This is a genomic window from uncultured Capnocytophaga sp. (assembly GCF_937936315.1).
Taxonomy (GTDB): domain Bacteria; phylum Bacteroidota; class Bacteroidia; order Flavobacteriales; family Flavobacteriaceae; genus Capnocytophaga.
In genome coordinates, this window is record NZ_CALGWU010000057.1 from 38,091 (window position 1) to 64,102 (window position 26,012).

The 26,012-nt window shown below is 39.8% G+C and carries 17 protein-coding genes; 13 read left to right on the forward strand and 4 right to left on the reverse strand.

What is annotated here, in order from left to right; genetic code table 11:
• Nucleotides 1-236 precede the first annotated feature (236 nt).
• The 10 genes from Q0162_RS11195 to Q0162_RS11240 all read left to right on the forward strand — a co-directional run bounded on the left by Q0162_RS11195 (nucleotide 237) and on the right by Q0162_RS11240 (nucleotide 16,653).
• Nucleotides 237-3,305 (forward strand): TonB-dependent receptor, encoded by a 3,069-nt coding sequence (locus Q0162_RS11195; RefSeq protein ID WP_297891715.1) that lies wholly within the window; start codon nucleotides 237-239, stop codon nucleotides 3,303-3,305.
• A 13-nt stretch (nucleotides 3,306-3,318) separates the two neighbouring features.
• Nucleotides 3,319-5,124 (forward strand): RagB/SusD family nutrient uptake outer membrane protein, encoded by a 1,806-nt coding sequence (locus Q0162_RS11200; RefSeq protein WP_297891718.1) that lies wholly within the window; start codon nucleotides 3,319-3,321, stop codon nucleotides 5,122-5,124.
• 95 nt (nucleotides 5,125-5,219) lie between these two features.
• On the forward strand, nucleotides 5,220-6,320 hold the full coding sequence (locus Q0162_RS11205) for a DUF5017 domain-containing protein (RefSeq protein WP_297891721.1): 1,101 nt from the start codon (nucleotides 5,220-5,222) through the stop codon (nucleotides 6,318-6,320).
• 104 nt (nucleotides 6,321-6,424) lie between these two features.
• Nucleotides 6,425-10,555, forward strand: a complete 4,131-nt coding sequence (locus Q0162_RS11210) for a response regulator (protein ID WP_297891724.1) — start codon at nucleotides 6,425-6,427, stop codon at nucleotides 10,553-10,555.
• A gap of 47 nt (nucleotides 10,556-10,602) precedes the next feature.
• Entirely contained in the window at nucleotides 10,603-12,186 is a 1,584-nt protein-coding gene (locus tag Q0162_RS11215) for a glycoside hydrolase family 31 protein (RefSeq protein WP_297891727.1), read from the forward strand.
• Between the two features lie 85 nt (nucleotides 12,187-12,271).
• Nucleotides 12,272-13,741, forward strand: coding sequence for a DUF4832 domain-containing protein (locus Q0162_RS11220; RefSeq protein WP_297891730.1), 1,470 nt, complete (start codon nucleotides 12,272-12,274; stop codon nucleotides 13,739-13,741).
• A gap of 135 nt (nucleotides 13,742-13,876) precedes the next feature.
• On the forward strand, nucleotides 13,877-14,356 hold the full coding sequence (locus Q0162_RS11225) for a hypothetical protein (RefSeq protein ID WP_297891733.1): 480 nt from the start codon (nucleotides 13,877-13,879) through the stop codon (nucleotides 14,354-14,356).
• Nucleotides 14,357-14,394: 38 nt separating this feature from the next.
• A complete protein-coding gene (locus Q0162_RS11230) occupies nucleotides 14,395-14,934 on the forward strand; it encodes a DUF1599 domain-containing protein (protein WP_297891736.1) in 540 nt (179 codons plus the stop codon).
• A gap of 4 nt (nucleotides 14,935-14,938) precedes the next feature.
• Complete coding sequence (locus Q0162_RS11235) at nucleotides 14,939-15,934, forward strand: NAD(P)H-dependent glycerol-3-phosphate dehydrogenase (protein ID WP_002680531.1); 996 nt, start codon at nucleotides 14,939-14,941, stop codon at nucleotides 15,932-15,934.
• 134 nt (nucleotides 15,935-16,068) lie between these two features.
• Complete coding sequence (locus tag Q0162_RS11240) at nucleotides 16,069-16,653, forward strand: riboflavin synthase (protein WP_096089295.1); 585 nt, start codon at nucleotides 16,069-16,071, stop codon at nucleotides 16,651-16,653.
• Here the strand turns inward: Q0162_RS11240 and Q0162_RS11245 are convergent.
• The 4 genes from Q0162_RS11245 to Q0162_RS11260 all read right to left on the reverse strand — a co-directional run bounded on the left by Q0162_RS11245 (nucleotide 16,640) and on the right by Q0162_RS11260 (nucleotide 22,904).
• Nucleotides 16,640-17,380, reverse strand: coding sequence for a 1-acyl-sn-glycerol-3-phosphate acyltransferase (locus Q0162_RS11245; RefSeq protein ID WP_297891743.1), 741 nt, complete (start codon nucleotides 17,378-17,380; stop codon nucleotides 16,640-16,642). The two genes, Q0162_RS11240 and Q0162_RS11245, sit on opposite strands and share 14 nt — an antisense overlap.
• A 115-nt stretch (nucleotides 17,381-17,495) precedes the next feature.
• Complete coding sequence (locus Q0162_RS11250) at nucleotides 17,496-18,956, reverse strand: RagB/SusD family nutrient uptake outer membrane protein (protein WP_297891745.1); 1,461 nt, start codon at nucleotides 18,954-18,956, stop codon at nucleotides 17,496-17,498.
• Nucleotides 18,957-18,967: 11 nt separating this feature from the next.
• The gene (locus Q0162_RS11255) at nucleotides 18,968-22,006 is read right to left on the reverse strand and encodes a TonB-dependent receptor (RefSeq protein ID WP_297891748.1); all 3,039 of its coding nucleotides are present in this window, start codon (nucleotides 22,004-22,006) and stop codon (nucleotides 18,968-18,970) included.
• A gap of 451 nt (nucleotides 22,007-22,457) precedes the next feature.
• The gene (locus Q0162_RS11260) at nucleotides 22,458-22,904 is read right to left on the reverse strand and encodes a hypothetical protein (RefSeq protein WP_040361469.1); all 447 of its coding nucleotides are present in this window, start codon (nucleotides 22,902-22,904) and stop codon (nucleotides 22,458-22,460) included.
• Nucleotides 22,905-23,043: 139 nt separating this feature from the next.
• On the opposite strand from Q0162_RS11260, the gene Q0162_RS11265 reads away from it, so the two are divergent.
• From Q0162_RS11265 to Q0162_RS11275, 3 genes are read left to right on the forward strand one after another with little or no spacing between them, the layout of a single operon-like run.
• The gene (locus Q0162_RS11265) at nucleotides 23,044-23,508 is read left to right on the forward strand and encodes a DinB family protein (protein WP_297891752.1); all 465 of its coding nucleotides are present in this window, start codon (nucleotides 23,044-23,046) and stop codon (nucleotides 23,506-23,508) included.
• Entirely contained in the window at nucleotides 23,505-24,554 is a 1,050-nt protein-coding gene (gene thiL, locus Q0162_RS11270) for a thiamine-phosphate kinase (RefSeq protein ID WP_297891754.1), read from the forward strand. The genes Q0162_RS11265 and thiL overlap by 4 nt, the downstream gene beginning before the upstream one ends.
• 25 nt (nucleotides 24,555-24,579) lie before the next feature.
• Nucleotides 24,580-25,989: an alkaline phosphatase gene (locus tag Q0162_RS11275; protein WP_297891757.1), complete on the forward strand. Its 1,410-nt coding sequence runs from the start codon at nucleotides 24,580-24,582 to the stop codon at nucleotides 25,987-25,989.
• The last annotated feature ends 23 nt before the right edge of the window (nucleotides 25,990-26,012 follow it).

Consider the following 26,012-nt stretch of genomic DNA (forward strand, 5'->3'; position numbering starts at 1 on the left):
TTTTTATTTTTTTCAACTTTACAAACTTTGTTAAAGATCGTAGCCCAAAAGACTATTAAGTTTTTAACAAAGTTTTTTTATTTCTAAGCTCTATTATTTTCTTCTTAACTTATTGATTACTTACGCTTTTCTTAAAGATAGATTTTTTAGTAAAGAAAAACGTACAATAGGTAAAGAGTACTTTGTTAATCATTTCTTAATTTTGACCCGAAAGAAAAACTTTAAATTTTTGTATAATGAAAAATATCATTAGTATTTGTCTTATTTTGTTGTTCAGTTTTCCTATGCTGGCACAAAAAATAACCATTACAGGGGTTGTTACCGATGAAAACCAACAACCTCTTCCTGGTGCAACGGTAGTAGTAGAACCCGGGCACACAGGTGCGGCTACTGATTTGGATGGACATTTTTCCTTGAATGTGCTTCCCAGCGATAAAATCGTAGTGAGCTATATAGGGTATCATCCAAAAACTATAGCCGTAGGGAAAACACGTACCTTTAAAGTAAGTCTCTCGCCTGAAGTAACTCAAATGGACGAGGTGGTAATTGTGGGGTACGGTACGCAGCGCAAAAGCGATATTTCTACAGCTGTAGCTTCGGTAAAAATGGCAGATATCGCCCAAAGCAGTCCGTCGCAAGTATTACAAGCCTTGCAAGGTAAAGTGAGTGGAGTGCAAATCATCTCATCTGATGGTTCAGCTACTAGTGGGCTCACATTTAGGATTCGCGGGGTAAACTCCATTACAGGAGGAACACAACCTCTCTTTGTTATTGATGGGGTACCTATGCCTACCCAAAGGGTAACTAATACCAATGAAGATATAGCTATCAACCCTTTACTCGGTTTAAATCCTAATGACATTGAGTCGATGGAAATCCTCAAAGATGCAGCTGCGGCTGCTATCTACGGATCTAATGGGTCTAATGGTGTGGTACTTATCACTACCAAAAAAGGTAAGGAACTCGCCAAACCAAAATTTAACTTCAGTTATGCAAGTTCTATTGAAATGATGCCTAATATCCCTTTGAAGGTACTCAGTGCTGAAGATTACGCTCATAAAATGCTCAATTATGCTACTTGGGACAACCCACAAGTTATTAACTTTTGGCAACGAATGATTGCAGGTGAGCAATGGAATAATCCAGCTGTAAAAGATTGGCTCAAAGAGGTAACCCAAACAGGCACTAAAAACGAAGTAAATGGTAGCATTACAGGAGGTAGTAACCAAACCCGTTATATGCTTTCAATTGGTTATCTTAACCAAGAAGGCCTCATCAAACGTTCTGCTTTCAACCGCTTTACTTCACGCCTTAACCTCTCACAGAAGATTAACGACAAAATGGATGCTGGAATCAACCTCTCATACGCCGTTTCTAAAGATAAAAACCCTGTGAGCGATTGGTCTCAAAACGGAGTGGTGCTTAAAGCTTTACAAACTTCGCCCTTCTTGCTATATCCTGGTTTTTCTACTCTAATGAGCTACCCTAATATCCGTACAATGAGCCCCAAAGTAGCAGTAGACCAAGTAGATATCAATACTAAATACAACGAGCTCAACGCCAATGTATACCTTAGTTATCAGCTACTCAAAGATTTGAGCTTTAACACTAGCGCTTCTTACCGTTTACACACTATTGGTCAAGATCGTTTTTGGGGGCCTGACACTTGGTTTGGACAATCGGAACGCGGACGTATGGAACTCTCTAACCGCAATGAAAACAGCTGGGTATACGAAGCTCGCTTACAATATTCTAAAAGCCTCAACAAACACTATTTTTCTATAATGGGCGCTTTTGAAGCTAATAAATATTGGACAGACTTCACTTATAATAAGTCTACCAACTTTGAAGATACTAAACAAGGCATTTGGGGTATCAACCAAGGACTAGTAACTTATACACCATTGTACACTTATGATGGCAACCAATTAGTATCGTACATCAGTAGAGCTACTTATAGTTATAATAACAAATATGTACTCAATGCTTCTTTGCGTGCTGATGGATCTTCTAAATTTGGTAAAAACAACAAATACGGCTACTTCCCAGCCATTTCTTTAGCTTGGAATGCACACGAAGAAAATTTTATCAAAAAAATAGAATCTATTTCGAACTTGCGTTTGCGCGGTAGTTTTGGTATGACTGGTAACAACCAAATCCCTTCTTACCAATCTTTAGCTCAACTCGCTAAAAACAAAGTAGTTTTAGACGGCAACAGAGTAGAAATTGGGCGCTATATCAGTAATATCGCTAACGACAACCTTAAATGGGAAAATCAAAAACAATACAATATAGGTTTAGATTTGTCCTTCCTCAAAAATCGTTATACACTTTCTACTGAATTGTATTACAAACGCATAGACGATATGCTTTTAGAAGTAAACATCCCTTCTACTTCAGGGTTTCAAAAAGCGTGGAAAAATGCTGGTTCAATGGAAAACAAAGGTTTAGAAGTGAGCCTTAATGCACAATGGTTGCGTGAAGGTAATTTCAAATGGACGACTGATTTCAATATTTCTTTCTACCGAAACAAAATCCTTTTATTAGACGAAGGTCAGTATCAACAATTCTATGATCGTGGCATCAACTCTAAAATCAAAAGTGATGTTCTCTTACGTGTAGGTATGCCAGTAGGTATCTACTATGGTTATGTAGCCGATGGCGTATTCCACAACCAAAACGAAGTGGATAATGCTCAACCAGGCCCTAACGTAGCCTTAGGAGGATTGCGAGTAAAAGATATCAACCACGATGGGGTAATCGACACCAATGACCGTATGCCTGTAGCCGATGTAAATCCATTGCATACAGGTGGTATAGGCAATACTTTCTCATATAAAGGATTTGAGCTCTACACTTTCTTGCGTTGGTCATATGGTAACGATGTAGTAAATGGTAATGCTTATTACCTCACAGGTACTAAAAACATCGACAATATTACACAAAATGTTTACAATAACGTATGGTCACCTCAGCAACCTGATCGTAACTTCCCACTCTTTGGAGGTGGTTTCTGGGCTGAAAACGCTTTCCGAAGCGACTTGGTTGAAGATGGTTCTTTCTTGCGTTTGCAAACTGTAAGCCTCAGCTACAACTTGCCTAAAGAAGTACTAGAACCTTATAAACTCAACAAATTGCGAGTAGGAGTAACAGGTACTAACCTAGCCCTTTGGACACGCTACTCAGGATTTGACCCCGAAGCTAACACTGGCTATGGCACCATAGTACGCTTAGCTCCAGGGCTCGATATGAGTCCATACCCACGACCTACCTCGCTTTTGTTCTCAGTTGAAGTTGGCTTTTAAAAAAATATAGATTATGAAATTACATATTACAACCTTTATAGCAATAGGGATGAGCCTAGGATTAAGCAGTTGTGCCAAATTCCTTGAAGAAGATCCCAAGAGTACCCTTACTTCCGAATTTTTCTATGAAAATGAATTGGATGCTCGCCAAGCAATGAATGGTACCTATCGTTATCTTACCGATGTGTACATTACAGGACACCATTCCAAACAAATCAGTACTGACCTTACCAAACGTGCCGATTGGGATGAAGGAGGAGGACTACGTAACTACAAGTTCGGAGCTGACAACGATTATATTACTCAAATGTGGCAACAACACTATGCCGCTATTAAAAACTGCAACTCAGTAATCGATAATGTAACTGAACATCAAGGTCGCATCAACAATTGGGAACGCTATGTAGCTGAAGCTCGTGGCGTGCGCGCTTTCTTGTATTTCAACTTAGTACGTTGGTTTGGCGATGTGCCTTTAGTGCTAAAAGAAACTAAGTCACTCAACGACCTCAAAGTATCTCGTACTCCACAAAAGCAAGTGTTTGAGCAAATTATAGCCGACTTTACTTATGCAATGGCACACGTAGCCGAAAAAGGCGATACGGCTAATGGTTACCAATACGGACGTATTACCAAAGATGCTTGCCGTGGGTTCTTAGCTAAAGTGCATTTGTGGCTTGCCTCAGTAGCACAACGCGACGGGCGTGAACTCCTCGGTTCAGCTACTGATAACTACACCAAAGCAATGAATTACGCCAAAGAAGTCATACAAGGCGGTCGCTATCAATTAGTAGAATACTATCCCGATGTATTCAATGCCAAAACCAAAGTAAATGAAGCCCCAAAAGAAGTCATTTGGTGTGTACAAGGACTTACAGGTGACGATACAGGAACCCTCACCGGTATGGTCTTCGGAGTGAGAGGTAGTGAAAACTTAGGAGGTTCTTGGGATAATATTTCTAGCTCCGATTATCACCGTATGATTTATGAACCCTCCGATTCTATACGCCGTTTATGGAACTGCCCACGTGTGCAAGTACTCGACAATGGTAAATTATGGGGATGGGATTATAAAATCTATTGGGATACTCGTGCTGACCAAAAGCTAAGTGCTGCCTCTGAGAACGACAACTGGGTAATGTGGAGCATCGGTAAATTCCGCCGTTTCCCATTAGCCGATGCCTCTTCGTACAACTACAAAAACTTTGGTATGGATGAACCTTTGCTTCGCTTTGCCGATGTACTCCTCATTTATGCTGAAGCCTATAACGAGGTAAACCATTCACCTGGTGCTTACACCCCCTCATCTTCTTTAGCAATGAATGGCACTAACGTACAAAGTGCTTACGATGCAGTAAACTTAGTGCGAAAACGCGCTCGCATTTCTAACAAAGCTGGCGGACGAGTAGTACATCGCGATGTATTGCCTCGTGACTTAGATAAAACCCATATCAACGATGTAAACACCGTAGTCCCCGATTGGAAAACATCTTCTTATGGCTATGATTATGCAGGTACTGCTATGTGGGCAGCCAAACATTACAGCGATGATTATACCGCTTTCCGCACTGAAATATTGAACGAACGTGCCCGTGAACTCGTAGGAGAAACCACCGATCGTTGGTGCGACCTTGTACGCCGTGGCATCTTAGTAGATGCCTTCCAAAACTGGCGTATCTACAATCCTTTTATCAGCGGTGAAGAACGCCGTATTCCAGCACCTGCTGCGCCTGAGAATATTCGCTCTTATCACCAATTGTTACCTATTCCACTCAGCGAATTAGACACAAATAAGAATTTAACTCAAAACCCTGGCTATTAATTTGATAATTGGCAAATGAAAACGGCACAAAACTTAGGAAAAGCTTTCTACTTTGCCTAAGTTGAAAAACAAATAACAATTTAACACATAAACAAATGAAAGCACATATATTACTCATTAGTGGGTTGCTTCTCTCAACTTTGGGCGCTTGTACTAAGGACAATCCCGAAGAGGTAGACCTATCTGTAACAGCCGATAAAACCCAAGTAAGGGTAGGCGACCCCGTAACTTTTACAATTCATCACAATGTAAATGCTTTGGCTATCTACACCGGTGATGAAGGACACGATTACCTAAAGAGTATAGACAATGTACTCAAAGGAAAGTCTTCTCAGGAGTTGCAAGGCAAAAACTATCGCCCTACCGACCCCGATGTGATACCTTACAAAATAGATTTCTCCTCTACACAAGTAGGAAGTACCACTTTAGCTGATGGTGCTTTTGAAGTACGAAATGCCAATAGTGGCGCTAACTTAGTAGGCAGCCAAGCCGAAATAGTAACTGATGCTACGATAGGTAAAAATGTAGTAAAAGTGGATGCCCAACACCCCAATTGGTGGTATGAAGGGTTACGACTCAATGTAAACACTAAAGTAGGAAATAATAAAAAAATGACCCTGCGTATGAAGTTTGCTTCTACTACCTTAAAAAGTGCTGATGACCAAAGTCTACACCCCGAAGAAACAAAATTCCCCATCGTAATACGTTTAGGAGGTATAGCCGAAGGTGATACTGCTGTTACTTTTGACGGTAGCACCGTTTGGGACCTATATGTAGAACCAAAAACCGAATATACCGATTACACTTTTGATATCAGTCGTGTAATAAACGCTTGGGAAAATGCTGTAAACAAAAAAATGGCTACACTTTCCTATATCCAAATCCTATTCACTACGGTAGGTGCTGGCATTGGTTATATAGGCGATTATTTTGTTGAATCGGCTAACTTCGGAGCTATTGATTATAAGGCTTTCGATACAGGAAAAGGCATTACTATCACCGATAATTCTGGGGTAACCAAATACACTCACAAGTATGACAAAACAGGTACTTATGAGGTTGTGGTAGTAGGCAGTAGCAGTGGTTTTAAAAGCTATTCCAAAGATGGCTACAAAACTGATGTAGGTGCTGTAAGTGCTAATGAGTACAAGTACAACAACGAATATCGCACTATTAAAATCACTGTAACACCGTAATAATTACAAATGACGAGTTACGAATAACAATTGTGTTAATTATTAATTGTTAATTGTCAATTGTTTAATATTTTTGCGCTCTAAATGAAAAATGAAACTGACAAATGAATAGATTGATAAAGCTCTTGCGAATCCTGCTACTGTGGCATTTTTTCTTTTCTCTCTCTTTCACAGAAAGTTTGATGGTGAGACTACAAGCACAAGAAACTTTCCTTTTCCACCATCTTACGCGCAATGAAGGCTTGTTACACGACAACGTTACTTGCATTGCTCAGGATTCGTTGGGCTTTATTTGGTTAGGCACGCATCGCGGTCTCAACCGTTTTGATGGCTATTCACTTGATGCCTATAAGTATGAAAAAGACCCTATCAACTCGGTGTACTACAACCGTATGTACAGCTTGCAACCTATGGGGCGTTACCTTTGGGTAGCTACCGAAGCAGGAGTTGCTTGCTTTGATATACACCTCAAACAGTTTGTCAATTTCAAAATAGACGACCCTCTTGATTTGGCTTTCTATACCAAAGTAAAACTCTTACAAAAAGGCACAAACAATGAACTTTGGCTTTTGAGTGAAAACCAAATTAGGCGTGCTAAGGTAGTGTGGAATCAACACGAGAAGGTACTTACGCTGAAAACATTGCCTATTGGCTCTGTCTCACAACTCACTACTTCGCAACTCAATCCACAAATAGCGGTGAGCGAGAAAGGAGAAGTGTGGCTTTCAGGTTTTCCTTGGTTATCGGCTTACGTTCCTGAAAAAGGCACACTAAAAGCCCTACCCGAAAAGGTGAACAACATAGGTTCGGGTATCGTAAAGATGCTCTATACCGATGGTTATTTATGGGTGATTTACCGTGATAGTTTGGTGAAATACGCTTGTAATTCTAACAACACCTATACTATAGTTGCTAAAAAAGAATTTGCTTTAAATGAACATCTGCTTTCACTGGATGTGGGTAGCCAATACGTGTGGGTAGTGAATGAAGAGAGTATCTTTCAGTTAGATAAAAACACGCTCAACCTGCTAAAAACACATAGCCATTCACCTTCCAATCCGTATTCAGCAAGTAATCATATCAATAGTGTGTTCTTAGACAAGGATAGCAATTTGTGGGTATCAGCTTGGTCTAATGGCGTATCCTACAGCAGCACACGCGATGCGTTCTTCAAAACAGTATGGATAAAACCCCAAAGTAAAGTAGGGTCGGAATTTGTGAGTACAATGCACTACGCCCCCGATGGTTATGTGTATATAGGCAATAAGTTTGGAGGGGTTATTCGTTTTGATACCCGCAAACAACAATTAGAAGAACCTTATTGCAATGCTCCCGAACTTTCACCTAACGTCACGAGTATTCAGAGCGATAAAGCACATTTGTACGTATCGGTTCGCGAACGTGTATTTGTGATTGATAAACAGAGTAGACGCATCATCAGTTCTTTTCAACCGCAGTGTAAAGATTATATTTTTGATATCAAACTCGATTCCTTTCAACGTTTGTGGATTACCACCTATTCTGGTTTAGAATGCTTTGAGGAGCGAAATGGGCAATGGCAAAATATCTATGTCTTTACCGAAGCAACCCCCGAACCTCGTAGGTTATCTACTAACAAGCTACACAAAATATATGTGGATAAAGCCAAAAATGAATTGGTGATAACCTCAGCAATGGGATTAAACAGATTGCAACTTAATGCCAAAGGTGAAGTAGTGCGTGTGCTCAAATACGCTGCCGATACTCAAACCTCTCACAGCCTCAGTAGCAATTATCTTTGGGCAATTGATAAAGACAAAGATACTTATTGGATAGGCACTATGGGCAGCGGGCTCAACAAGGTTATCTTCACCGATAACGCCAACGGAACTCCCTCCTATACTGCCGAACATTACGGCATAGATGAAGGGGCTACCTCTAATGATATCGAAAGTGTAGAAGTAGATGCTTTTGGCAATGTGTGGTGTGGAGGTTTCTATTTGAGTTTCTTTGATACAAAGCTAAAACGTTTTGCAGCTTTCAACAATAGCGATGGCTTGCAAGGACATAGTTTTGGTACAGCTTCCTCTTGCAAAGATGCTGAAGGGAATTTGTACTTTGGAGGCTCTCACGGCTTTAACTATTTCAAACCACAAGCGCAAATACCTGTATCAGCTAAACTGAAAGCACATTTTAGTAGGTTTGAGAATAATGGGAAGGTTGTCAATTCGGCTATAGAGTTTACTAACACTCTGACTATAGGCTATCCTAACAACAACTTTTCAGTTTATTTTACAACACTTTCCTACAAAGCGCCTCAGCACCTGCGTTATCGCTACAAACTCGAAGATTACGACACCGATTGGCACTATATCGCTGCAAATACCGAAGTACCTCACGCTACCTATCAAAAGCTGCCTTATGGCACGTATAAACTATTAGTGGAGGTAGGCGATTGGCAACAGTGGAGCGGAGCGCAAACCGAACTTATAGTGGTGTCTAAACCGCCTTTTTGGCTCACGTGGTGGGCGTATTTGTTGTACGCAATCATTTTAGTTTCATTGCTATTTATAGGATTTCGTTACTTTTTGCGATGGACACAAATGAAGCATACCATAGCTGTACAAGAGGAAAAAGAACGCCATAAAGAAGAACTTATGCAAATGAAAATGCAGTTCTTTACTGATGTTTCTCACGAGTTCCGCACTCCTCTTACCCTTATGAGCCACGCAGTAACCGAAATGGAAGAGGAAATGCCTACCAATAAGTATGTACATACTCTCAAACGCAATACGGGTAAGCTCAGCAATATGGTGAACGAACTCCTTGAAATACACCGTATGGATGTATACACCCCTCAGTTGAAGGCTAATTACATTTCAGTAAATAGCTATGTACAATCCATCTACAACGAGTTTAAGGAGTGGGCAAACCAAGTGGCGATAACACTGCAATTAACACTGCCTGAACAAGAAGTGAAGTTGTGGTTAGACGAGAAATATTTTAGTAAGATTCTTTCTAATATTCTCTCCAATGCCATTAAGTACTCCAATGCGAACAGCACTATAAAGCTATCAGTATCAGTGGGTAACTTAAACGAAGTTACACCGCTCTACAAGAATACTTTTGAGAACACTACACGCACCTTAGCTGGCAAACAACTCATCGTGAAAGTAGAAGACGAGGGGGTAGGACTTGAAAAAGAAGCCTTGCCCGAAATCTTTGAACGTTTTCACCGTGTAGAGGGACAAGGGCAGAAAAGAGTGGGCTCAGGCATCGGACTTTCTTTGGTAAAATCATTAGTTGAAGCGCATCGCGGCGGGATTATCATTAGCAGTAAGCCTAATGTAGGTACCGAAGTGATCATCACTTTCCCTATGGACGATAGTTACTTATTGCCCGAACAGAAATTGCAGGACAGTGCTTTTCAGCTAAAAGAATACTTATCGGACTATGCCGTTGAGTATGAGCATCTAAACGATGAAGAAGATGAAATTGTAAATTTACCTCAGGAAGATAAACCTACCTTGCTTTTAGTAGACGACAATCACGAGGTACTGATGATTCTCAAAAACATCTTTATCAAAGAGTACAACATCATTCTCGCCTCCGATGGCGAACAAGCGATTGAGAAGTGCAACCAGCATTTTCCTAATTTGGTCATATCGGATGTGATGATGCCTAAAATTGATGGCTTTGAGCTCTGTGCTATCTTGAAAAAGAACCTGCAAACTTGCTTTATCCCTGTGATATTGCTCACTGCAAAATCGCAAATAGAGTCGCAAATAGAAGGAATTGAGTTAGGTGCTGATGCCTACCTTACGAAACCTTTTGATGTGAAACTACTCAAAACCAATGTGCGCAACTTGCTCAACAAGAGCAAACAGCACACTCCTATTGAGAATATCCGTCAGAAGGTGATTGATAAAAAACAACAAGAACAATTAGACAAGCTCACTCACTTAGTAGTGACCAATATGCAAAACCCACATTTCTCGGTAGATAACCTCTGCCTTGAACTCGGCATGAACCGCACTAAGTTGTACAGCTTTGCCAAACAAGCTACCGAGCTTACCTTGGCGAACTACATTCGCAAAATACGCTTAGACAAAGCTGCCGAACTGCTCAAAACTACCGATAAACTTATCAGTGAAGTGTGTTACGAAGTAGGAATCGATAGTCCGTCATATTTCACAAGAGCTTTTAAAGAACAATTTGGGGTATCACCCTCAGAATTTATTTCAGGTAAGAGATAAGAGGTAAAATAGATACCTAACACCTGACACCTAAAAACTAACGACTAATGAAAAGAATATTTGCTTTTGTTACTTTGTGCAGTTCGCTATGGGCGAGCGCACAACAGCCCACTGAAATCACCCTACTACCCAATGAACAATGGTGGGGTGGCTTTACGGGCGTAGGCAAAGAGATGCCTTACCAGCCATCGGAACGCATTTACAACTTGCGCACCGAGAATTTTAATAACCAATCGGTGCCCTTTCTGTACTCTAATCAAGGGCGTTACATCACTTCGGAGGCTCCTTTTGCTTACCAATTTAAAGAAGGAAAGATACTTATCACGCCTTCACGGGCTGAGGTGAGTTGCCACACAGCTGGCACTACCCTCAAAAGTGCTTATCAGGCAGTGAGTAAACAATACTTTCCGCCTTCTGGGGTAATCCCCCCCGAAGTGTTCTTTACCAAACCGCAATACAACACTTGGATAGAACTTATTTACAATCAGAATGAAAAGGACGTTTTAGCCTACGCCAAAGCCATTCTGGATAACGGAATGCCAACGGGAGTAATAATGATTGATGACAACTGGCAAAAAGACTATGGCGTATGGCAATTTCGTCCGGATAAGTTTCCTACCCCTAAGGAAATGATAAACCAGCTCCACCAAATGGGTTTCAAAGTGATGGTATGGGTATGTCCATTTGTATCACCCGATAGCCAAGAGTACCGTTTTTTGCGTGACAAAGGTTATTTAGTAAAGAAAAAAGGAGCTGACACCCCTGCTATCCTCGATTGGTGGAACGGACTTAGTGCTTGCTACGACCTCAGCAATCCCGAAGCCTTTACTTACTTTGTGAATATGCTCAAAGACCTACAAAAAGAATACGGCATCGATGGATTTAAGTTTGATGCCGGTGACCCCGAGCGTTATTTGGCAGAAAATGTAGAAGTTTTCGACAAAAAATCTTACGATACTGAACAGACCTATCTCTGGGGTAAATTAGGCTTGGAATTCCCTTACAACGAGTTCCGCGCTTGCTGGAAATTAGGCGGACAGGCTTTGGTACAGCGTTTGGGGGACAAGAGTTACTCTTGGGGTGGTGTCGCCCGTTTAGTCCCCGATATGATAGCCGCAGGGCTCAATGGTTATGCATTCTCCTGCCCCGATATGATAGGCGGAGGGGAATATGGCAGTTTCTTGAATGTAGACCCTACTAAGTTCAATCAGAAGCTCATCGTGCGCTCTTGCCAAATACATTCGATGATGCCTATGATGCAATTCTCAGTAGCTCCTTGGCGCATTCTCTCGAAAGAAAATTTGGCTATCTGCATCAAATACGCCAAATGGCACGAACAATTAGGTGACTATATCATAGTCGAAGCCAAAAAATCGGCACAAACAGGAGAACCTATTGTCCGCAGTATGGAGTACGCTTTTCCTCATCAGGGTTTTGCTAATTGCAAAGACCAATATATGCTGGGCGATAAGTATTTAGTAGCCCCCGTAATGACCGAAAGCGATGTTCGCACAGTAAAACTCCCCAAAGGCACTTGGCAGGATGAACAAGGCAAAAAGTACAAAGGAGGCAAACAGTACACGCTAAAAGTACCTTTAGAGCGATTACCTTATTTTGTAAAGATAAAGTAATAAATATAATAGCGCTTTGATAACCAATGTAAGGGCGTTTTGCAAACGCCCTTACAAAAGATAACTTTATTAAAAATTTAACAATATGAAAAAATGCTTTTTAACGTTATGCGCTTTATTAGCAGTGTCTATCTCTTGTCAAAGCAAAGAAGACACCTCTAATAATGGGGAAGGCACGCAGTCTTCTACCACCCAATCGCAAACCACCCAACCCTTACCTCCTAATACCCAACTCACTCAAATAGTGAATTACCAGCCTACTAATGACATATTCTTAAACCCCGAAAGAGGTTTTTTAACTCACCAAGATCAAAAAAGTGATAGCTGGCAATTAAATGCCAATTGGGTAAGAGAAAAAAGAGAAAAAGAGGGACTTAGCCTTGTACTCACCATCTATTATATGAATGAGTTTCGTGAACAACCTATTTCAGAAAGTTATCTCAATCGCATCCGCAATAATATGCGTGCCATTCGTGAAGGAGGTAGTAAGGTAGTGTTGCGTTTTGCCTATTCGTATGATGAGAACGACTACAATAAAGGCAAAGGAGATGCTTCTTGGCAGTGGACAGAAAAACATCTCAATCAATTAGCCCCTATCATCAAAGAAAATGCTGATATTATAGCTGTGTGGGAATCTGGATTTGTAGGCGTATGGGGTGAATGGTATTACACAAATCATTACACCTTTAAACCTGCCGATAACGCCCAAGCGTATGAACCGCGCAAGAAGGTATTAGCCAAAGAATTGAGCATTTTGCCTAAGGATAGAATGGTAAGTGTACGTTACCCAAAAGCTAAACTCTACACTCAAAACATAGGCGTAGGGAACGCTCTAACAGCACAAACGGCTTTTAGTGGTAGCGACCTATCTCGTATAGGTTTTCACAACGATTGTTTCCTCGCCGATGACGACGATACTGGCACCTATCATCACATACAAGAGCATCGCAATTATGTAGCCAATGAAACTCAATACGTAGTAATGGGGGGCGAAACCTGCCGTCCAGCATCAGGCTACTCTTCTTATGCTGAGTGTAGTAACGCCCTAAAAGATATGGCTACCTACCATTGGAGCTACCTCAACCAAGACTATTATGAGGGGATTCTAAACCTCTGGAAAAACAAATGTATGGACGATATCAAAAGGCGTCTCGGTTATCGCTTTGTGCTTACTGAGGGAAAATTTAATGATAATATCAAAGTAGGAGGAAAATTACAACTGCAATTGAAGATTAAAAATGAAGGTTTTGCAGCGCCTTTCAATCCGCGCGATGTACAGATAATCCTCACAAAAAAAGGAACTGGCGAAAAACATATTTTCAAAGTAAATACCGACCCTCGCCGTTGGGCAGCAGGCAGCACTACCGAAGTAGGTGCAGAGATAACCCTTCCTAAAAATCTTACCGCAGGAGACTACAACGTTTATCTCAACCTCCCCGACCCCTACAAGAGCCTATCCACTCGCCCTGAATATAGTATCCGTTTAGCTAATAAAGAAGTATGGGAACCCCAAACTGGCTACAACAAGATTCACACAATAAAGATTAGGAATTAGAAATTAGCAGTTAGAAATTAATAATTAGTCGTCAAACAAATCAAATTACTTCGGTTTGTTTGACGACTAATTTTTCCAATCACCAAATTGGTTAATTGACAAATTATTTATACCTTTGCCCAAAAAAGAACAATAATGAAAAAAATAATCACACTTTTTGCTATAACTACAACTTTTAGTTCTTGTAGTTTCTTTTCTAATGCAGCCAAAGAAGCTGCCAATACTACCGAAGAAATCGCTAATAAAACCGCTACTAAAGCAGGTGAAATTATGGGAAGTACAGCACGTTCTTTCGGCGATGGTATAGGAGAAGGCATTGACAAATCAGGTAATTCAAGACTAAAACTTTCTGAAACTCTCACCCAACGCGGCTTAAAATTAGGTCATCACACCGTTAGTGATGAAAATGGTAACGACAATAAACTTTCTCTCTACCTCATTTTCGAAAAAGACTTTGAAGGTAGCGTAATGGTAAAAGTATTTAACAAACAAAACATAGAAATTGGGCGCGTAAAACAACAAATAAAAGGAAAAAAAGACAATGCCGCTTATTTTGACTTTGTATTCGACCCTCGTACTAATATCGACCCTAAATACACTATAATCATAGAATAAAACATTATCTCTTACCTCTTAGCTCTTACCTAAATAAAATGAATACTGTAGATCAATATAACAAAGTAATTGAACAATGCCGCAGCCTCTTTACTAACAAAATGAAAGACTATGGCAGTGCGTGGCGTATATTGCGACTCCCCTCTCTCACCGACCAGATTTTCATCAAAGCACAACGCATTCGCGGACTGCAAGAAAACGCTGTACACAAAATAGACGAGGACGAAACTACCGAGTTTATAGGCATTATCAACTATGCTCTAATGGCGCTCATTCAAATAGATAAAGGCATCGCCTCTCAACCCGACCTCAGTTTGGAGGAAGCTACAGCCCTCTACGATGCCAAAGTAGTAGAAGCTCGCACCCTAATGGAAGCTAAAAACCACGATTATGGCGAAGTATGGCGTGAAATGCGCGTGAGTTCTCTCACCGATATCATCCTCCAAAAACTCTTACGCGTGAAACAAATTGAAGATAACCAAGGCAAAACACTCGTAAGCGAAGGTATTGCAGCTAACTATCAAGATATAGTAAATTACGCTGTATTCGCCCTCATCCATTTAACAACTAACACCTAAACAAATGGAAACCAAAATATCTGTAATAGGCGGGGGAAGCTGGGCTACAGCACTCGTCAAAATCCTTACTGCCAATATCGACCAAGTGTGTTGGTATATGCGCAATGAACAAGCTATCGAGCACATCAAAGCAACCAAACACAACCCTAACTACCTCAGCGATGTACATTTGAACATCAACAAGCTACACCTCACTAACGATATCAACGAGGCGGTAGCTTTTAGCGATTATATCGTCTTCTCTATCCCTTCAGCTTTCTTAAGTGATGAATTAGAAAAACTCTCCGAACCACTATCTAATAAAAATATTTTTTCTGCTATCAAAGGTATTGAACCTAAAAGCGGACTCATCGTAGGTGAGTATTTCAACAAAATACATCACGTACCTTATGCACAGATAGGTATCATTGCAGGTCCTTGTCACGCCGAAGAGGTAGCCCTCGAACGTTTATCGTACCTCACTATTGCTTGTTTGGACGAGGAAAAAGCACGCTTTATGGCTGAAGCAATGAAACGCCATTATGTGAAGACTAAAATATCCGACGATGTGGTAGGTATTGAGTACGCAGCTATGCTCAAAAATATCTATGCCCTTGCTGCCGGTATTGCACACGGATTGGGCTATGGCGATAACTTCCAAAGCGTACTGATGAGCAACGCCATTCGCGAGATGCGACGCTATATCAAGCATATTTACAAAATCAAACGCAATATCAACAACTCCGCTTATCTCGGTGATTTACTCGTAACCGCCTACTCGCTTTTCAGTCGCAATCGTATGTTCGGCACGATGATAGGCAAAGGCTATACCGTAAAGAGTACAATGGCTGAAATGAATATGGTAGCCGAAGGTTATTACGCCACCAAAAGCGCCTATCTCATCAACAAAAATCAAGAAAAACCAAGCCGTACCCCCATACTCAATGCCGTCTACAAAGTATTATACGAGGGCAAAAGAGCGAGTATAGTGTTCTCAGAACTCACCGGAGAATTGGATTAGTTTCCTCCCCTGCCCCACCAAAGGAGGGGAGTTCACGTGAGAAAATCATTGTTAAACTTTTATTTATCCCCTTAAATCCTTTTTATGGATTTGTCCCCCTCTCTTTTGGAGAGGGGAACGGGGTGAGGATTATTATGTTCACAGGAATTATAGAAGAAATAGGTAAAATCGTACGAATAGAACGCGAACAAGCGAATCTGCATTTATACGTGAAAAGTTCGTTTACTAATGAACTAAAAATAGACCAAAGTGTTGCCCACAATGGGGTATGCCTCACCGTAGTAGCTATCGATGGCGATGTATACCAAGTTACCGCTATTGCCGAAACCCTTGCCAAAACCCACTTAGGCAGTTTGCAAGTAGGCGATGCAGTAAACTTAGAGCGTGGTATGCTCCTCAACACCCGCTTAGACGGACATATCGTACAAGGTCACATCGACCAAACAGGCACTTGTAGTGCCATCCAAGAGGAAGCCGGTAGCACCCGCTTTACTTTTGAGTACGACCCTTCTACGGGTAATGTAGTAATAGAAAAAGGCTCTATCACTGTGAATGGTGTAAGCCTCACTGTAGTCGATGCCACTCGTGATAGTTTTAGTGTAGCAGTAATCCCTTATACTTTAGCGCATACCAATCTACAACATTTACAAATAGGTAGCATTGTAAATTTAGAATTCGATGTAATTGGTAAATATGTCGCCCGACTTATGCAACGATAAGTCGTTGTAAAATAAGAGAACGCACTTCTTCTCGCAAAGCGTCTTTATCGTCAAGAGTTTTGCCTTGGGTAGAAATAGGCGGTAGTACATCCACTCGCATTGTGCCTATACTGCCCGCAAAAAAGCGGAAAGGAAAGCGTTTTTTAGTGTCGTAGAACACCATTGGCACTATGGGGATTTGGCACTGTATAGCAATGCGAAAAGCTCCGTCCTTAAAACTATCAAGTACAATACTCTCATCATCGGGGACGCCTCCTTCAGGAAAAATACAGATACTCAAACCTGCTTTTATGCGCTCCATAGCTTGGGTGTAGACCTCTCTCCTACTCTGCGGACTCTTTCTATCCACCATTATTGCCACACGCTTGTAGAAATAACCAAACAAAGGCAGTTTAGAGAGTTCTTTCTTTCCTACAAACACAAATGGATTTTTACTGCAATACAACATTAGCATAATATCCATCATACTGTAATGATTGGCAACCAACATATAACTATGATGATCATTAGGTATTGTATATTCGCGTTTCACTTTAGGGAAAAAGCCCATTGCATAGAGGATAGGTGTTGCCCAGAGGTGTCGCATCACCCAGTACAAGGCGCGATAGCACCTTTTATGAGCAGTAAGGACGAGCAATAAAGGTAACAGTATCAGTATAATAGAGGCTACAAGTACATAAAACCAAGACTTCCAAAGTAGCCAAAAAGTGTATTTCAAAAATTTCATTTTTCTTATCTTCAAGGGGGCAAAGATAACGCAAATATTTATAAACAACAATTTATAAAAAAGGCTATCCATTTGTTTCCGGATAGCCTTTTTAGTTTTTTATATTGATTTGTTATTAATAACCAGAATTTTGGTCTTGAGATGTAAGACTTGGGTTTGAGCTAAACGCATCTTCAGGGATAGGCAATTGCCAACGATAATCACCTGCAGGAAGAGTTACCCAACCTGCTGCTGGAGGGGTACCTGTACCATCAGCGAGAGCTCCTTTAGTAGCATTTCGTTGTATAGGAAGTCCAAGTCTTTTTAAAGTAAAGAAACGATCTCCTTCAAATGCTAATTCTAAACGACGCTCCAAAAGTATTGCGTCTAACAATGCTGTACCTGTTTCATTACCGCTTGTAAAACTTGAATAGCGTTGTGATCTCACCGCATCAAGGTCGGCTAAGGCTTGGGATGCATTTCCTAATCTGTAATTTGCTTCTGCTCTTGTTAAATAAACTTCTTCCAATCGGATGTATTTACCATCTACTACATTGGCAGCTCCTCCATCTCTACCTATATATTTAGAAACGGTGTTATATAGTCCAGAATCATAAGGATCAGTAGAAATAGTAGTTGATTTGCGGATATCTGTATTCTGATACAATTGGTACAAATCGTACGAACAAACAAATTCAGCTTTATTTTGTCCACTTGTTTTTTGACCATAAGCAGAACCTATTTGTATTCTCTCTTTTTCAGTGAAAAGAATACGGAAAAGTACATTTTTAGTATAAGTATCTTTCCATACATTAGCAAACTGGTCACGAGGAGCAATATTAAATGAACCATCAGCTATTGCTGCATCAGCGTGTTCTTTAGCTTTCTGATAGTTTCCATAATAGAGATACACTCTTGAAAGAATAGCTTGAACTGCTGTTTTATTTAGTTGTCCGTTCTTTTTGCTATCATCCATTAGGGTAAGAGCAGTTTCTAAATCGGATATAATTTCCTTATAGGTATTATCCACCGTAGTTCCATAACGGCGAGGTTTACCTTCTGGGTCAAAACTTTTCAAATAAGCTATTCCCATACTTTGTTTAGCATCTGCTGACTGTGTAGGGATTTTGCAATATACGCGTGCTACATCAAAATGACCAATAGCTCTAAGAGCTAAGGCTTCTCCTTTTATAGCATTTTTTACAGCATCGGTAGCCTGTTTTAGGTTATCGAGATTATCCAAAATGTTGTTGGCTCTACTTACAAGAAGGTAGCCTCTTTTATAGATATTATAGCCATTCTCGGTTTTATTGTAGCGCATTTCATACAAGGTACGAAAAGTTCCTCTACCTTTAAAGTTATAGGTAAGATTATCCGAAAGGATATCTGGGCATATAAAAAGCCCTCCGCTATTGTGATAGTAGCCATAATTTTGGAAACTTGTATACACACCTTTTAAGGCGGTTTGAGCTCCTTCAACAGTAGAGAAAAGTTTCTCTGATTCTATCCCATCATAAGGTTCACGGTCTAAATCACAAGCTGTAAATAATGTAACGAGTGATAATAAAAGTCCTATTTTTTTATATATTTTTTTCATTGTCATACAATTTAGAAAGTTAAGTCAACACCCATTGAGAAAGTACGCAAGGTAGGATAAGAGTATAGATATACTTCTCCTGAAATAAATTCTTGATTTTCTTTTAATTGCGATTCAGCAGCCCCTATAGATACTTCAGGGTCTCCTTCAAATTTTGTCCAAGTGTACAAATTTTGTCCTTGTACAAAGATACGCAATCCTAAACCATTTACGGCGTCTTTAGGGAAAGTGTAACCGAGTGATAAAGTTCTGAATCGCAAATATGAACCATCTTGCAAAAATCTATCAGATGATTGATTAAAACTTGCGTCTAAGCGTGGCAATTTGTTATCTCCTGGATTTTTCCAATAATCCAAGGCGTCTTTTCTTTGATTCATATTTACATTAGCCCCATCACTGAGCAAATCTTGGGCAACTTGGTTGTAAATATAGTTACCTAATTTAAATGAAAAATCAGCATTTAAATCTATGCCTTTATAGACAAAAGAAGTGTTAAAACCTCCAAATTGTTTTGCAAAAGGACTTTTTCCTGACAATATGAACTGACTAGCGTCTTTGTATTTATTAGTTGTTGTTAGTTCACCTGTTTCATTGCCATTTCTATCGTATAGTTTTTGGTAATAAAGTGCATCACCATTTGCGGGATCTACTCCTGCATAACGTTTCATATAATACACAAAAGGTAGTTCACCCACTTTTAGCATACTTGAATTACCCACAGTTAAGTCATTTCTACCTTCACCTAAACTTTCTATATTATAGTTCATAAAGGTAATGTTAGCTCCTAAATTCCATTTAAAATTAGGAGTTTTTATCACATCTCCACTCACTGAAAGCTCAATACCTGAATTTTTCATATTACCTGTATTCACATATTGAGTATAGCCTCCTCCTTCCCAAGAGTGAGGTATTTCAAACAAGAAGTCTTCACGAGTGTTAGTAAAATAACTACCTGTTACTGTCAATCTATTGCTAAAAGCTGCCAATTCTGCTCCTACATTGAAAGATTTTTGTGTTTCCCAAGTAAGGTTAGGGTTAGCGATACTACTTTTCAATATAGCAGCTGGCAAATCTCCATAAGAAGTTGATTTATAATAACCTTTAGCTGCATAGTTAGGAATATCCCAGTTACCTGTAGTACCATAAGAAGCAGTTAATTTAGCGCGATTGAGCCATTTTACATTTTCCATAAAATCTTCTTTGGCAATATCCCAACCAGCTCCTACACTCCAGAAGGTTCCATAACGATTGTTTTTCCCAAAGCGTGAAGCTCCATCTCTACGCACTGATCCTGAAAAGCTATATTTTTCATTGTAATCATAGTTTAGGGCAGCTGCAACTGAGAACATTGCACTTTCGGATTTCTTAGTTTCTACATCTTCTGGTTTAGCACCATTATCTTGAGTAGTTAAGAACTTAGACATATATCCTTTACTATTTAGATAATAGTAGTGATAGTAATTATCAGTATATTCACTAAATAAGGTAGCATTAACATTGTGCTTGCCAAATGACTTTAAGTAAGTCAATTGGTTGAGCCAAGTATAATTATATGTATCTCTTCCTGAATCGGCTTTAGAACCAGGGGCTGACTTGCTTCCTACTATTTGGTCTAATATAGAACCTGGCTGAACGTAGTATTCTTTTTTGTAACGTTTATAGTTAGCCGAATAACGTGTAGTGAAAGTAAGTGCAGGAGTTATCTCATAACTTGCAAAAGCACTCGCTAAAAGCTGAGTTGTTCTTATTTCTTCTGGTAGCGTTTTGAGGGCTTCTATAATAGAAAGTACTTGTGAACCTGTTTCATATTCATATTCTCCCGTTTGCTGATTTTTTACAAAATGACCATTGTCATCGCGTTTGTAAACATTTTCGTATGGATTATACCAATACATTGCTGCAAAAGGGTTCTGTTGGTTATATCTATCACGAGGTTCATCGGTTTTAGTTTGTGCTAAGCTTGAAGTAAAACCAAATTTCACTTTATCTGCTAGCTTTGTATTGAGATTCAAACGAGCAGTATAGCGATTAAAACCATCTAAGTATTTCAATATACCTGTATTTTTATCCCAACCCCCTGATATAAAATAGTTAGTTTCTCCTGATGCTCCTGAAGCTGAAAGCATGTGTGAGGTAATAAAGGTTGTTTTCAAAACATTCTTTTTCCAATCATTATCATAACTGATGAGTTTTGCTTTCTTACCAGCTGTTCTTCTATAAGTATTTGAATCTACAGCTTCTTCATAACGTATTTTTTCTTCAGCATTCATCATTTCAAAAGGATCAGGAGCTTTGTCTCCAAAACCTGTGCGAGCTGTATAAGTGAACTTTGTACGTCCTTTTTTACCTTGTTTGGTAGTAATCACCACTACCCCATTAGCTCCACGTGAACCATAAATAGCAGTTGCTGAAGCATCTTTTAGTACCGACATTGATTCTATATCATTCGGGTTTAGAATATTCATATCATCTTTGTCTACAAACACTCCATCTACTACGTATAATGGTTGTGATTTATCTCCTCCTTTCACATTCAATGAAACAGCACCACGTACTTTCATATAAGCCGTTTGTCCTGGTTTACCATTCAAAGCTGTAACGTCTACCCCCACAGCCTTACCTTGTAGCATATTATCTACAGAGGTAGATGGGTTTAACTTACTTAAATTTTCAGAACCAATAGTAGTAACACCAGCCGATACAGCATCCTTTTTAGTTTGCATATACCCTGTGAGTACCACTTCATCAATTACTACAGCTTCTTCTTGTAGTACCACATCAATACGATTTGAAGTACCAACTTTGTGACTTTGGGTCTTCATTCCTAAAAATGAGAACTCTAAAGTCTTACCTGGTGCCGCCTTGATACTATAACGACCTTCCATATCAGTTTGTGTACCGTGGTTTTCTCCTTTTACTACTACGGCTACACCCAACATTTCTAAGCCGTTGGCATCACGCACCGTTCCTGTAATCGTCCTTTCTTGTGCAGTAGCGACTGCGGAAAAGAAAAGAACGAATAAAAACACGTAAAATAGTTTTTTCTTCATCGCTATTAATTTTATAGTTTAACACCGCAAAGTTATAGAATAATTTTACACGAAAACAAGTTTTTACAGATTTTTTTTTGCATACATAAAAATATCTTAGAAAAAAGATGCTTTTTGACTTATTTTCAATTTAAACTAATATTTCACCTAAAATATTGAAATATTCTCATCAAAATAGATTTTTTATTGAAAATATCTCATTTTTTTAGCTAATTATTTGCCATATCATTATATTTATATAAAGATAAGCTAAATCATTCATTTTCAATAATATAAATAATATATATACTGTTATAAATGTTTTTTATAACAAGCTAAAATCGCTACCATTCTCTAAAACTTTAACATTGTTTAACATTTATGTAAAATGTAAAATCTCTCGTTGTAAGTGATATTTTACAACGAGAGACTTATGTTTTATTGAAAATAATTCGTTAAAAAACGAAATCTATTACGAAAAACCTAACCACAATCCCCAAGGAATTCTAGAAAGTAATAGCACTAAAGCTATACCATAGAACAAGGCTATTTTGCCAAACATCTGGCGAGCTTCGGTCTGTTTTTTGAGTTTTACCCAACCAACAGTGATGAGCACAATGGCAATGATATTCATCAAAGGGTGTTCTAACAACAGAAGGCGCAATAAGGAGTCTTTCATTACTACCTTAGCCCCTTCACCCCACATCTGCAAACGAGGCGTTGTAACATATACTAACAAACCTAACAGCATTTGTATATGTGAAAATACTAAGGCAAACAAACTTAAACGGAGGTCTTTTACCTCAAAGTATTTTTTATGTTTAAAATAACCGATAAGTGCATTAACCACCGCTGCAATAAGCACAGCTAATACTATATAAGCAGTGAATGAGTGTAATTGTTTAATTAGTTGATACATAAAGCTTTCTTTTAAAATTAGGGTGCAAAAATACAAATCTTTTTCAAACATAGTGGTATATTAGTCTATTTTTTGTACTTTTGCGCTGAAATACAGTGATTAGTAACTTTCACTTTTCACTCTTAACTTTTTCATTATAATGACAGACCAAGTATTTGCCCTACACGTGGCAACCCGCAACAATCTTTTAACTTATTTGGAGAATGTAACTCCTGAACAATTGGCACAAATCCCCTCAGGATTTCACAATAGCATCTGGTGGAATATCGCCCATTGTGTAGCTACACAACAAATTCTATGTTACAGACTATCAGGGGTTAAACCTGTAGTTTCAGATGATTTTATAGATACTTACAAAAAAGGTACTCACCCCGATGGACATATCCCTACCGCTGATGAAATTCAAGAATTGCGCAGCCTGCTCATCAGCACTCAAAAACAACTACAAGCTGACTATGAGTGTGGGGTATTCTCTAACTTCACCCCTTATACTACCAGCTATGGCTATACACTCACTTGTATAGAAGACGCTATACACTTCAACAACACTCACGAGGGTATGCACCTTGGAGTGGTAATCGCTTTAAACTACTTTGCTAAATGATAGAAGATAAAACGCCACACCGCACCTCATTAGCCGATTTGGGTGAGTTTGGACTCATCGACCGCCTAACAGAAGGGTTTGAAAACCACAATCCGTCTACTCTCAAAGGCGTAGGCGATGATGCGGCGGTAATGGATTTTAAAGATAAAAAAACAGTTGTCTCTACCGACCTACTCATTGAAGGCGTTCATTTTGACCTCAGCTATGTACCACTAAAACACTTGGGGTACAAAGCGGTATCGGTGAATGTATCGGATATTTATGCAATGAATGCTACCGCTACCCAAATAACGGTATCAATAGCGGTATCTAATCGCTTTCCGTTGGAAGCCTTAGAAGAACTCTACGCAGGTATCCGCTTAGCGTGTGATCGTTACAAAGTAGACTTGGTAGGGGGCGACACGACCTCCTCCACACGCGGGCTTATCATCTCGGTAACAGCTATAGGTGAAGCTAATGAAGAGGACTTGGTATACCGCAATGGGGCGCTACCTAATGACCTTGTAGTACTCACAGGTGATATAGGAGGTGCTTATATGGGCTTACAGATATTGGAGCGCGAAAAAGCTGTCTTTCAGGTAAATCCAAACTCTCAACCCGATATAGAGATGTATTCCTACATTCTGGAACGCCAGCTCAAACCCGAAGCCCGCAAGGATATTCCGCCACTGCTCAAAGAATTAGCTATAAAACCTACTGCGATGATGGATGTGAGTGATGGCTTATCGTCAGAGCTCTTGCACATTTGCAAGCAATCGGGAGTAGGTTGTAGGTTATATGAAGACAAAATACCTCTTGACCCACAAGTGATTAGTACTTGTGAGGAGTTCAATTTGGATAGCACCACCATAGCCCTAAGTGGCGGTGAAGACTACGAATTGCTCTTTACTATTGCCCAAGCCGATTACGACAAAATTAAAGGCAATCCTAATTTTAGTGTAATAGGTTACATCACTGATAAGGAGGAGGGTGTAAACCTCGTTACTCGTGCAGGACAGTTCATCCCTATCATAGCGAGAGGGTGGAATGCATTGAGCAATGAATAATTGACAATTAATAATTTAACAATATATGAAAAGAAGATCATTTTTTAAAAATGGGGCTTTAGCGGCTTTAGGAGGATTGGTATTACCTTCCTTTGATTTACAAGCCCAAACCCTTGGAGAAGCCCATAAAAACAAACGCACTAAAAACATCATCTTTATGGTGAGTGATGGTATGAGTTTCGGCACTTTGGTAATGGCTGATCTCTATCTCAAACGCAAATTCGGTCGCCCTTCTAACTGGATGGGACTATACGAACAGAACCTCGCTCAACGCGCCGTAATGGATATGGCATCGGCGAGTTCGGTAGTAACCGATTCATCAGCAGCAAGTTCATCTTGGGGCGGTGGCGTACGTGTAAAGAACGGTAGCCTTAATATCAGTCCAGATGGCAAAGAGAATATGCCTATCTTGCAAAAGTTCAAAAAAGCAGGCAAGAAAGTAGGTTGCGTTACTACTGTAATGGTAAACCACGCTACTCCAGCAGGATTCTGTACGTGGAGCAAAAGTCGTAATGCTATGGATGAGATTGCCCTCAACTACACCGAATTAGGTTTTGATGTGATGTTAGGTGGCGGTAGTAAATACTTCGACCCTGCCCATCGCAAGGACAAAAAAGACCTCTTTGCTGTTCTCAAAAAGAAAGGTTATACAGTAGCTCGCACACGCAGTGAAATGCAGAAAGCCCCTACTAATAAACCCCTCTATGGACTTTTTGCTGAGGAGGCTCTCCCCTACTCTATCGATCGCGCGCAAAACAGTGAAGAACAAGCTAAATCGCCTACCCTTGCCGAGATGACCGCCAAGGCTATCGATCAGCTAAAAAATCACCCTAACGGCTTTGTAATGCAAGTGGAAGGAGGTAAAGTAGACTGGGCAGCACACGCCAACGATATAGGAGCTTTGCTCTACGACCAAGTAGCTTTTGACGAGGCTGTGGGGGTAGCGCTTGATTTTGCAAAAGCCGATGGCAATACCCTTGTGGTAATTACTTCCGACCACGGTAATGCTAACCCTGGACTCATCTATGGCAAAGAGTGTAATGACAATTTTGACAGATTGCAAAACTTCACCCATTCTAACGATTGGATATTGCAACAAATTAATCCTAATGACTCTATAGCTAAAGTACGTGAACACGTAGCTCAATACTGCGGTGGAATGAACATCAACGAAGAGCAAGCTAAAGAATTATTAGCTTATTACGCTAAAACCGAAAGAAAAGAAGATGGTTTGTACAACTACAAACACCTCCCTTACCGATTGTTTGCTGAAATACAAAAAGCTCATACCTCAGTAGGTTGGATTAGTATGGATCACTCATCCGATTATACTGAATTGGGAATGTATGGACCTGGTAGCGAGCGTCTAAAACCTTTTATGCGCAATACCGATATGCACAATTTCTTATTGGATGTAGCAGAGGTTAGAGTTTAGGAGTTAGTAAGTAGAAATTAGAG